Annotated in this window: 11 protein-coding genes; 4 read left to right on the top strand and 7 right to left on the bottom strand. The window is 66.5% G+C overall.

Going from position 1 to position 10,635, the window contains the following annotated elements; genetic code table 11:
- Window positions 1-3: 3 nt before the first annotated feature.
- Entirely contained in the window at window positions 4-1,596 is a 1,593-nt protein-coding gene (gene murJ / locus ACTJI5_RS05420; RefSeq protein WP_440859618.1) for a murein biosynthesis integral membrane protein MurJ, read from the bottom strand.
- Between the two features lie 24 nt (window positions 1,597-1,620).
- Window positions 1,621-2,139 carry a protein-export chaperone SecB gene (gene secB / locus ACTJI5_RS05415; RefSeq protein WP_058538698.1) on the bottom strand — a complete coding sequence of 173 codons (519 nt, stop codon included), beginning with the start codon at window positions 2,137-2,139 and terminating at the stop codon, window positions 1,621-1,623.
- A gap of 251 nt (window positions 2,140-2,390) precedes the next feature.
- Here secB and ACTJI5_RS05410 point away from each other — a divergent pair, with 251 nt between their 5' ends.
- The 3 genes from ACTJI5_RS05410 to ACTJI5_RS05400 are packed head-to-tail and all read left to right on the top strand — an operon-like array spanning window position 2,391 to window position 4,960.
- The gene (locus ACTJI5_RS05410) at window positions 2,391-3,053 is read left to right on the top strand and encodes a Tim44/TimA family putative adaptor protein (RefSeq protein WP_137893901.1); all 663 of its coding nucleotides are present in this window, start codon (window positions 2,391-2,393) and stop codon (window positions 3,051-3,053) included.
- Between the two features lie 4 nt (window positions 3,054-3,057).
- On the top strand, window positions 3,058-4,383 hold the full coding sequence (locus ACTJI5_RS05405; RefSeq protein WP_440859617.1) for an MltA domain-containing protein: 1,326 nt from the start codon (window positions 3,058-3,060) through the stop codon (window positions 4,381-4,383).
- A gap of 1 nt (window position 4,384) precedes the next feature.
- Window positions 4,385-4,960, top strand: coding sequence for a Smr/MutS family protein (locus ACTJI5_RS05400; protein ID WP_440859616.1), 576 nt, complete (start codon window positions 4,385-4,387; stop codon window positions 4,958-4,960).
- Here ACTJI5_RS05400 and dapE read toward each other — a convergent pair.
- A complete protein-coding gene (gene dapE / locus ACTJI5_RS05395; protein ID WP_440859615.1) occupies window positions 4,957-6,090 on the bottom strand; it encodes a succinyl-diaminopimelate desuccinylase in 1,134 nt (377 codons plus the stop codon). The genes ACTJI5_RS05400 and dapE overlap by 4 nt on opposite strands.
- Before the next feature lie 96 nt (window positions 6,091-6,186).
- Between dapE and ACTJI5_RS05390 the strand changes: the two genes are divergently transcribed.
- A complete protein-coding gene (locus ACTJI5_RS05390; protein WP_137893895.1) occupies window positions 6,187-6,654 on the top strand; it encodes a cupin domain-containing protein in 468 nt (155 codons plus the stop codon).
- Here ACTJI5_RS05390 and ACTJI5_RS05385 read toward each other — a convergent pair.
- The 4 genes from ACTJI5_RS05385 to yidC all read right to left on the bottom strand — a co-directional run bounded on the left by ACTJI5_RS05385 (window position 6,651) and on the right by yidC (window position 10,624).
- Window positions 6,651-7,298, bottom strand: a complete 648-nt coding sequence (locus tag ACTJI5_RS05385; RefSeq protein ID WP_440859614.1) for a hypothetical protein — start codon at window positions 7,296-7,298, stop codon at window positions 6,651-6,653. The genes ACTJI5_RS05390 and ACTJI5_RS05385 overlap by 4 nt on opposite strands.
- A gap of 68 nt (window positions 7,299-7,366) precedes the next feature.
- Entirely contained in the window at window positions 7,367-8,038 is a 672-nt protein-coding gene (locus ACTJI5_RS05380) for a glutathione S-transferase family protein (protein WP_058538704.1), read from the bottom strand.
- Between the two features lie 181 nt (window positions 8,039-8,219).
- Window positions 8,220-8,882, bottom strand: a complete 663-nt coding sequence (gene yihA / locus ACTJI5_RS05375; protein WP_137893891.1) for a ribosome biogenesis GTP-binding protein YihA/YsxC — start codon at window positions 8,880-8,882, stop codon at window positions 8,220-8,222.
- The gene (gene yidC / locus ACTJI5_RS05370) at window positions 8,879-10,624 is read right to left on the bottom strand and encodes a membrane protein insertase YidC (RefSeq protein WP_440859613.1); all 1,746 of its coding nucleotides are present in this window, start codon (window positions 10,622-10,624) and stop codon (window positions 8,879-8,881) included. Before yidC ends, yihA begins: the two co-directional genes overlap by 4 nt.
- Window positions 10,625-10,635: the final 11 nt, after the last annotated feature.

The following is a 10,635-nucleotide window of genomic DNA, read 5'->3' as shown; positions in this document are numbered from 1 at the left end:
GTCTTACTCCTCTGTCGCCGCCGGTTTGGCGCGCCGCCGCGTGAGCATGGCGACGAGATCCTTGTCAAGCGCGCCGACGAGGAAGGCGACGACGAAAAACACCGCGCCGCCCGCCGTACAGAGCGCCGCGAGCGACCAGATCCGCTCGAAAACGCCGCCGCCATAATAAGGCGCCATCATCGGCATCATCCACCACAGCAGCGCCGACATCGCCGCGACCGCGATCAGCTGGCGCGCGATGCGCCCGGCGATCTTCGCGGTGAAATGGAACCAGCCGCGGCGGTGGAGCACGGTGTAGAGCAGGATGCAGTTGAGCGACGCCGACGCCGCGGTCGCGCCCGCAAGCCCGACGATGCCATAATGTTCGACGACATAAAGGTTGATCGCGATATTGACGATCAGCGCCGCGAGCGCGGTCCACACCGGGGTGCGCATATCCTCGCGCGCGAAGAAGCCCGGGTTCAGGATCTTGACGATGACATAGGCGGGAAGCCCCGCGACGAGCGCGGCGACGATCTGCGCCATGATCGCGCCGTCGGCCTCGGTGAACCGCCCGCCGACAAAAAAAGCGGTGACGAAGGCGGGGGCGCAGATCGCGAGCGCGGCGGCGGCGGGCAGCGTCAGCAGCGTCGCAATCTCGAACGCATTGCCCTGCAATCGCTGCGCCTCCTGCGCGTCGCCGCTATGGATGTGTCGCGACAGCATCGGAAGGATCGCGGTGCCGAGCGCGATGCCGACGATGCCGAGCGGCAGCTGGTTGAGCCGGTCGGCGAGCTTCAGCAGCGTGAGCGAGCCCTGCGCCAGCGAGGTCGCGAAGAAGGTGTCGACGAACTGGCTGATCTGATAAATCCCCGCGCCGAAGGTCGCGGGCAGGATCAGCATGCCGAGCTTTTTGACCTCGGGCGTGAGCCGGGGCAGGTGCCAGTGCAGCTTCAGCCCGGCGCGGCGCACCGCCCACCACATATAGGCGAGCTGGACGACGCCCGCGATACTCACCGCGACGCACAGCGCTTCGGCGACGATCCGGTCGTCGCCCCCCGGACCGCGCAGCCACCATCCGGTGATAATGCCGCCGATCAGCACGATATTGAGCAGCACGGGCGCAAAGGCGCCCGGCGCAAAGCGCGAGCGGGCATTGAGCAGGCCCGACAGCATCGCGACAAGGCTGACGAGCGCCAGATAGGGGAAGGTCACGCGGCTGAGGAACACCGCAAATTCGAACTTGCCCGGCACCTCCTGGAAATCGCGCGCGAGCAGCCACACGATTCCCGGCATCGCGATCATCATCACCGCCGAGAAAACGAGCAATATCCAGAGGAAGACCGAGAGGACGTCGTCGGCGAATTTCGCCGCCGCCGTCTCGCCGCCCTCTCCATGCAGCGCGCGGCTGTATGTCGGGACGAAGGCGACCGAGAAGGCGCCTTCGGCGAACAGGCGGCGAAAGGTGTTGGGCAGCGTGAAGGCGAGCTGGAAGGCGTCGGCGGCGAGGCCGGCGCCCAGCACGCGGGCGAGTAGCATGTCGCGGGCGAAACCGAAGATCCGGCTGACCATCGTCAGCCCGCCGATCGTCCCGACATTTTTGATGAGGCTGCTCAACCCGTCAGCCCGCCCGAAAGGGGGTTAAGCCTGGCCGACCGGCGCGACGTCGCCCGCCTGCTCGGCTTCGACCTGCTGGACCTGCTGCATGAACAGGCCGTGGAAATCGATCGGTTCGAGCAGCAGCGGCGGAAAGCCGCCGTCGCGGACGGCATCGGCAACGACGCGGCGCGCGAAGGGGAACAGGATGCGCGGGGCTTCGGCGAGGAAGAAGGGCTGCAGCTGGTCGTCGGGGACGTTGCGGACGCCGAACAGGCCGGCGTATTTCAGGTCGATCACAAAGCTGGTGCCCGCATCGGTCTTCGACGTGACATCGATCTTCAGCGTCACTTCGTACAGATTGTCGCCGACGCTGTCGGCGGCGATGTTGAACTGCACATCGACCTGCGGCGCGTCCTGCCACTGGTAAACCGCGGGGGCGTTCGGATTTTCGAACGACAGATCCTTCACATATTGCGAAATCAGGCCGATCGCCGGGCTCGTGTCTTCGCCATTGGGCTGCAGGGCGGGATTGTTGATGTCGGCGCTGGTCTCGTCAGCCATGATGAAGAAGCTTTCACTGAAAAGATGGAAACAATATCGGCATCCGCGGACCGTGTCGGAACCGCGGCGGACGGTTGCCGCGGCGCTTAGCAGCGCCCGGCGGCGAGCACAATGGCCGCCCTGTCGATCCTATAGTTAAGGGCGAATCGTTGACCCGCCGCGCGGCAGCGGTCATGGTCATTTGAAACTGAGGCGCGTATCGCCTATGTATCAACCACTATGTTTCTATTGCCCGCATTGGACTTTTGCCCGTGACCGCTTTTTCGATCGTCCTGCTCGCCATGATTGCCGCCTTCCTCGGCATGCGGCTCTACTCGGTGCTCGGCAAGCGCACGGGGCATGAGCAGGAGCCCGTGCTGCCGCGCGAGCGCACCGCCGCCTCGCCGGTCCGGCTCGACGAGAATGACGGGTCGCAGGCGCCCGCGACCGCACCGGCCGACACCTCGGGTCTCGTTTACGAACCCGCTGCCGAAGCGGGCCTCCGCCAGTTGCTGGCTTCCGACCGCAATTTCGACGCCGGCCGCTTCATGGAAGGCGCCGAGGCCGCTTATCGCATGATCCTCGAAGCCTATTGGAAGGGCGACCGCGACACGCTGCGCGACCTGTGCGACGACGACAGCTACGAAGCCTTTGCCGACGCGATCGCCGCGCGCGAAAGCCGCGGGGAAACGCTCGACAACCGCCTGATGGGAATCGATTCGGCCAAGATCACCGCGGTCGAACTGAATCGCAGCGAGGCGCGCGTCACCGTTCGTTACCACGCCGATATCAGCGCGGTGACGCGCGACGCCGACGGCAAGCTGATCGCCGGGTCGATGAGCGACGCGTCGCAGACCGACGATTTGTGGACCTTCCGCCGCCAGATCGGCAGCAACGACCCCAATTGGGTGCTCGACGAAGCCGAATCGGCCTGATCGCATGATCCGGGCGGTGGGGGCGCCGCGCGCGCGGACTTTCGGATTCGCGCTGCTCGCTACTCTGCCACTGCTTTCGGGTTGCGCGTCGGTGATTCCCGACGCGGATAGCGGCCGTCCCGCGACCACCAGCCCTGCACCGCCGCGTCCGGCTGGCACGCAGCGCCCCTATATACCGCGCCCGTCTGAGGGCGCCGGCGCCGCCGCGCAGCCGATTCCCGCGACCCCACGAGCGGCGCTTCCCGCAACGCCCGTCCCGGCCGATGCGGCGACCGCCGCTGCCAGCGGCGTTGTCGCGGGCCCCGATTTCGCGACGCTCGGTGTGACCGCCGAACAGGCGAGCGCGGCGCTCGTCGCGTTTCGGATCAGCTGCCCCTCGGTCCAGCGCCGCACCGACACCAGCGGCCTGACGCAGGGCGCCGACTGGACCGAAAGCTGCAACGCGGCGAAAAGCTGGAAGGACGGCGACGCTTCGGCCTTCTTCACCAACTATTTCGGCACCGTACAGGTCGGCGCCGGCACCGCCTTCGTCACCGGTTATTACGAACCCGAAATCGCCGGCTCGCGCACGAAGCAGCCGGGCTATGACGTCCCCATCTATCGCCGCCCCGCCGACCTGATCGAAGTCGACCTCGGCCAGTTCGCCGACGATTTGAAGGGCCGCAAGATCCGCGGCCGCGTCGATGGCTCGAATTTCACGCGCTATTACGACCGCACCGCGATCGAGAGCGGCGCGCTCGACGGGCGCGGGCTCGAAATCGCCTATGCCGCCGACGCGGCTGAATTCTTCTTCCTGCAGGTGCAGGGCTCGGGCCGCCTCCGCCTGCCCGACGGCGGCATCATGCGCATCGGCTATGATACGCAGAACGGCCGCGGTTATGTCGGCATCGGCAAGCTTCTGCTCGACCGCGGCGAGCTGCAGCGCGGGCAGGCGTCGATGCAGGGCATCCTCGATTACCTCCGCGCCGATCCGGTGCGCGGCGCCGCGGTGATGAACGAGAACCCAAGCTGGGTCTTTTTCCGCGAACTCACCGGCCCGGGGCCGCTCGGCGCGCTCGGCGTCCCGGTGACCGGCCGCGCGAGCGTCGCCGCCGATCCCAAATATGTGCCGCTCGGCGCGCCCGTTGTCCTCTCGCTCGACCGCGCCGAGCCCAATGGGCTGTGGATCGCGCAGGACACCGGCGGCGCGATCAAGGGCGCCAACCGCTTCGACAGCTTCTGGGGCGCGGGCGACGATGCGCGCGCGATCGCGGGCGGCATGGCGGGGCGCGGCTCGGCGCTGCTGCTGCTTCCGCGCGCCAGCATCGCACGGCTGATCCCGGCGCCTTGATGTGCCGCGGCGCCTCGCCCCCGAAGAAAGCGCGCTGTGGAAAAAGGTCGCGGCGACGGTAAAGCCGCTCGCCAAGGCGAAGGCGCCGTCCGCGCCCGTGGCGCCGCCGACCGTGAAGCCGCCGAAACCCACCCCGCGCAGCGTCGCGGTCCCCGCCGCCGCGCCGCGACCCGCGACGAAACTGCCGCCGCCGCGCCGTACGCACCAGGCGGCGACGCTCGACGGCCATTGGGACCGCCGCTTGCGCAAGGGGCTCGTCCGCCCCGATCTCAGCATCGACCTCCACGGCCATACACTCGCCTCGGCGCAGGCTTTGCTCGACGAGGCGATCGGGCGCGGGCTGATGCGCGGCGCGCGCGTGCTGCTGGTGGTGGCGGGACGGCTGCGCCCCGGCGCTGACCGTCTGCCGCAGATGCACGGCGATCCGCGCCCGCGCGGCGCGATCCGTGCTTCACTGCCCGACTGGCTTGCTTACTCGCCCTACGCCGACCAGATCGTCGCGCTCCGCCCCGCGCATATCAGCCACGGCGGCGCGGGCGCGGTCTATGTCATCCTGCGGCGCGCCCGCGACGATTAGACGAAAGCGCGCATCAATATGCCACGATAGATGGCGGTGAGCGTGTGCAGATCCTCGACCGCGACGGCTTCGTCGAGCTTGTGCATCGTGGCATTGGTCAGCCCAAACTCGACCACCGGGCAGAGCGCGTGGAGGAAGCGTGCGTCCGAGGTGCCGCCGGTGGTCGACATTTCGGGGCGCACATCGGTTTCGGCATGGATCGCCTCGGCGACCAGTTCGGACAGGTCGCCCGGCGGGGTCAGGAAGGCTTCACCCGAAATCTTGCCGAGCACCTTGGCATTGGGCTCGACGTCGTGCGCAAGACGCTCGATCATCGCGACGAGGTCGGCGCCCTTATGCCGGTCGTTGAAGCGGATCGACAGCCGCGCGCGCGCCGACGCGGGGATGACATTGGTTGCGCCATTGCCGACCTCGATGTCGGTGAATTCGATGTTCGACGGCTGGAACCAGTCGTTGCCGCTGTCTAGCACCACCGCATCGATCGCCGCCAAAATCTTGACCAGCTTGGGGATCGGATTGTCGGCGAGGTGCGGGTAGGCGACATGGCCCTGCGTTCCGGGCACGTCGATCCAGATATTGACCGAGCCGCGCCGGCCGATCTTCACCATGTCGCCGAGCCGGTTCACCGACGTGGGCTCGCCGACGACGATCATGTCGGGGCGGACGCCGCGCGCGTCCATATGCTCCATCAGCGCGCGCGTGCCAAAGATCGCCGGGCCTTCCTCGTCGCCGGTGATGATCAGGCTGATCGTGCCCGCCTCGACCGGCGTCGCGGCCGCCGCAGCGACAAAGGCGGCGATCGAGCCCTTCATGTCGACCGCGCCGCGGCCGTAGAGCAGCTCGCCGCGCACCTCGGGAGCAAAGGCATCGCCGGTCCAGCCGATACCCGGCGGCACGACATCGAGATGCCCGGCAAAGCCTAAATGCTTCGGGCCTTTGCCCGTCCGCACCGCGAGCAGGTTTTCGACCGGCCCGTCGGGTTCGATCCCGTCGATGAAGCGCTCGACGGTGAAGCCGAGCGGGGTCAGCGCCGCCTCCAGCGTGTCGAACACGGCGCCCATGGCGGGGGTGACGCTCGGCGCGGCGATCAGCGCCTTGGCAAGCTCTACGGGGTCGACGGTGATGCTCATGCCGCTCCCTTACTCCCTCGCGCGGCCGCAAGTCGAGGCTTTGCATCGCGTCGCCTTTGTGCGAAACAAAGGAAGAACAAAGCCATGAGGACTGCCATGCCCAAGCTCGATCTCGATACGATCCCGCAAACCAACACGACGGGCTATCCCGCGCCTTACGATGCGCCTGTGCAGGGCCGCTGGTACCGCCGCCTCGCGCCGCCGACGGGGCTCAGCGACTTCGCCGCGAGCCATGTCGTGCTCAAACCCGGCGCCTGGTCGTCGCAGCGTCACTGGCACGACGGCGAGGACGAGATGCTCGTGATGATTTCGGGCGAGGCGGTGCTGATCGAAGATGACGGACGCTGGCCGATGCGGCCCGGCGACATCGCGGTGTGGCCGAAGGGCAGCACCAACGGCCATCACCTCGTCAACGAATCGGGCGCCGACTGCGTCTTCGTCGCCTTGGGCGGCGGCAAGAAATATGACACCGGCGGCGGCTATTCGGACATCGACATGCTCTTCACGCCCGACGGCTATTTCCACAAGGACGGGACACCCTATCCGACGTCGCGGATTCCCTAGAGAATTCGGTAGCTCAGCAGTGTGAACCGGGCGGGTGCGGTCGCATAGACGCCGTGACCGCGCGCCGCCGGCGATCCGAAGACCAGCCCGATGCGGTCGATATCGGCGAGTGCGGCCTCGATCGCGCCCGGCTTCGATCCGGCGGTTCGGCCCAGGACGGAAATCCAGTTCGGATCGTCGAGCCGCACGCTGATTTCATGTTCGCCCGGCGAGATTTCGCGCACCGTGGCGGCGGGGGCGTACCAGCGAAAATCTTCGTAGCGGCCCTTCGCGCTCCAATTGTCGCCGCGCCGCTGGAAATAGAGCGACACGGTGGCGGGAACATCGGGGCTTTCCTGCGGCACGAAGCGCGTGCCGGCCTGTGCATCGACGCGGTAGCGCACGACGATGCGGGCTTGCGGCGAGATCGGGCCGGGGCGAAAGGTGACATAATGGACATGGCCGGCGGCGGCGCTGCCGACGGGAAAGTCGAATTGCCACCCGGTACGGGTCGGCTGCGGACGCAGCGGCATGCCTTGCGAATAATTCTTGCCGCGAATGATCGGGCCGATCTCCCAGTCCGCCCCGCGCTGCGCCGCCGCCGGGCTGGCGGCCGGGAACAGCAGGGCAAAGGCGATCAGCGCCGCGGTGACAGGATATCGCATAGGCCCGGAATAGCAGGCCGACATGGTCATGTCCTGAACGGCCGGTTCATCGCCGCGATAGCTTGGGCTCAGCCCTCGACCGGCCCCTCGAACTTCTCGATGATCCAGTCCTCGGCCTGCGCGCCGCCGATCCATTCCTGCATGCACGGGTGGCTGATCACCGCCTGCGCATAAGCGGCGGCAAAGCGCGGCAGCGGGATCGAGTAAGTGATGAAGCGCGTGACGACGGGCGCGAACATGATGTCGGCCGCCGACCATTTGCCGAAAAGATAATCGCCGTCGCCGCCGAAGCGCGCGCGGGCCTCGGCCCAGATCTGGAAGATGCGCACGACATCGGCCTGCACTTCGGGGAGCAGTTCGGCGGGGGGGTAGATGCGCCGGATGTTCATGCTGTGGTTGCGGCGGAGCGCGGCAAAGCTCGAATGCATTTCGGCCGCCATCGAGCGCGCCATCGCGCGCGCCGCCATGTCGTCGGGCCAGAAACCTTTGGTGCCGCCGGTCTTTTCGTTGAGATAGTCGATGATCGCGAGGCTGTCCCACACGACGATATCGTCGCCGTCCCACAGGATCGGCACCTTGCCGCCCGACGGCGCGAACTCGTCGCCCTCGCGGCGGTTCGACCAGTCCTCGTCGTAAAGCGGGACGGTGACTTCCTCGAACGGCAGGCCGCTATGCTTGACCGCGAGCCAGCCGCGCAGGCTCCAGCTTGAATACGCCTTGTTGCCGAGGAAGAGTTTCATGGTGTCTCCTTTAATCCCTCTCCCCTTGCGGGAGAGGGTTGCGCAGACTTGGCAGCTTGCTGCCTAGTCGTAGCTGGGAGAGGGGGTGTCAACGGTTGCGTGCGCACGCCCCCTCTCGAGGTTCCGGTAGCGGACAAGTCCGCAACCTGCACCATCCTCTCCCGCAAGGGGAGAGGAGAAATTATGACTCGACCGCCTCCAGCACCGCGGTGCGCAGCTCGGCGATCCCCATGCCCTTTTCGCTGCTCGTTGCGATCACTTGCGGGTGCGCGGCGGGATGCTTGCGGGCTTCGGCCTCGGTCGCGGCCTGCACCGCTTCGAGTTCGGTCGCCTTGATCTTGTCGGCCTTGGTCAGCACGATGCGATAGCTGACCGCCGCGGTGTCGAGCATTTCGAGCACGTCGCGGTCGACGTCCTTGATCCCGTGGCGGCTGTCGATCAGCACGAGCGTGCGTTTCAGCACCGCGCGGCCGCGGAGGTAATCGTTGATCAGGAAGCGCCATTTCTTGACGACATCCTTCGGCGCCTTGGCAAAGCCGTAACCGGGCATGTCGACGAGCCGGAAGATGAGCGGATCTTCGCCGACGTCGAAATAGTTGAGTTCCTGCGTCCGCCCCGGCGTCACCGAGGTGCGCGCGAGGCCGCCCCGGTTCGTCAGCGCGTTGAGCAGCGACGATTTGCCGACGTTCGAGCGCCCCGCGAACGCGATCTCGGGCACGCTCGGCGGCGGCAGATGCTGGAGCGCGGGCGCCGATTTCAGGAACGCAATCGGTCCCGAAAACAGCTTGCGCGCGCGCTCCGCCCGTTCGGGGTCGGCCCCGGGTTCAAGTTCGACTTCGCTCACGTCGTCGGTGCCGCCTTCAGCTGCGGGAACTTGCGGTACATCCACTGCTGCTGCGCGATCGACAGGATATTGTTGGTGATCCAGTAGAGCAGCAGACCCGCCGCGAACGGCGCCATGATGAACATGAACAGCCAGGGCATGATCTTGAACACCTGCTGCTGCACGGGGTCGGTCGCCTGCGGGTTCAGACGGAACTGCAGGAACATCGTGATGCCCAGGATCACCGCGAGGATGCCGATCGACAGGATCGACGGCGGGGTGAAGGGCAGCAGCCCGAACAGATTGAGAATGTGCAGCGGATCGGGCGCCGACAGATCCTTGATCCAAAGGATGAACGGCTGGTGCCGCATTTCGATCGTCAGCATCAGCACCTTATACAGCGCATAGAAGATCGGGATCTGGATGACGATCGGCAGGCAGCCGGCGAGCGGATTGATCTTCTCGTCCTTGTAGAGCTTCATCAGCTCCTGCTGCATCTTGGGCTTGTCGTCCTTATGGCGTTCCTGCAGCGCCTTCATCTTCGGCTGGACGAGGCGCATCTGCGCCATCGATCCGAACTGGCGCTGCGCGATCGGGAACATCAGCGCGCGGATGATCAAGGTCAGCGCCATGATCGCGACGCCGAAATTGCCGACCTGCTTGAACAGCCAGTCGAGCAGCTTGAAGATCGGCACCTCGAAAAATTCGAACCAGCCCCAGTCGATCGCGTTCGACAGGCGCGTGATGCCCTGATCGTCCTGATAGTGCGAGAGCGTGCTCACTTCCTTGGCGCCGGCAAAGACGCGGCTGGTGGTCGTGATCTGCTTGCCCGGCGCAACTTCGACAAGGTCGCGGGCAAAGGCGGCGCGATAGGCACCGCCCGGCAGCGAATTGAACGCGGCGGAGACTTTTTCGCCCTTCGCGGGGACGACCGCGGCGAGCCAATATTTGTCGGTAAAGCCGAGCCAGCCCGCCGAGGTGTAGGAAACCGTGTTGTTCGCAGCCTCCTCGAGTTCGTCATAATTGGTGAAGTTCGACTTGCCGTCGAGATAGCCGGTCGGGCCGACATGGATCGTCCAGCTGTCCTGCTCGTGCGGGTCGGTCGGCTTGCCGGTGCGGTCGATATAGGTGCCGCTGCGCACCGCGACCGGCGCGGCGCCGGTGTTGGCGATCGTCTGCTTCGCGGTGATCAGATAATCATCGTCGATGCTATATTCGATGCGGAAGGTCTGACCGGCGCCGTTGGCCCAGCTCAGCGTGACCGGCGTCGTCGGGGTCAATTTGGTCCCGGTCGCGGTCCAGACCGTGGTCGGGCCCGGAACGACGACGCCCTGCGCCGACCAGCCGATGCTGGCGAAATAGGCGGCCTTGGTGCCCGCGGGGGCAAACAGGCGAACCGGCGGCGAATCCTTTTTGATCGTCTGGCGATATTTGCTGAGCGTGATGTCGTCGACGCGCGCGCCGACGAGGTTGATCGACCCCTTGATCGCGGGGGTTTCGATCGGAATGCGGTTGCCGTCGGCGAGCACCGCTTCGATCGGGCGGATCGCTTGCGGCGCCGCCGTAGCGGGCACCCCGGGGGCGGGCAGCGCGGCGGGCTGGCCCGGCGCCGCGGCGGGCGCGGAGCCGCCCGGCCCGGCGACCGTCGTGGTCACATCGGGCTTGTCGGGGGTGGGGAAGAATTTCTCGGAGACGAAATTCCAGCCGATCAGGATGGCCACCGACAACAAAATTGCCGCGATCATGTTACGCTTGTCGTCCACGCTCTTCGGTC

This window comes from Sphingopyxis sp. 22461 (genome assembly GCF_052044915.1).
In the GTDB taxonomy this organism is placed as follows: domain Bacteria; phylum Pseudomonadota; class Alphaproteobacteria; order Sphingomonadales; family Sphingomonadaceae; genus Sphingopyxis.
The sequence above is the reverse complement of the archived record's forward strand: the minus strand, read 5'-3'. Positions and strand labels throughout refer to the sequence as shown.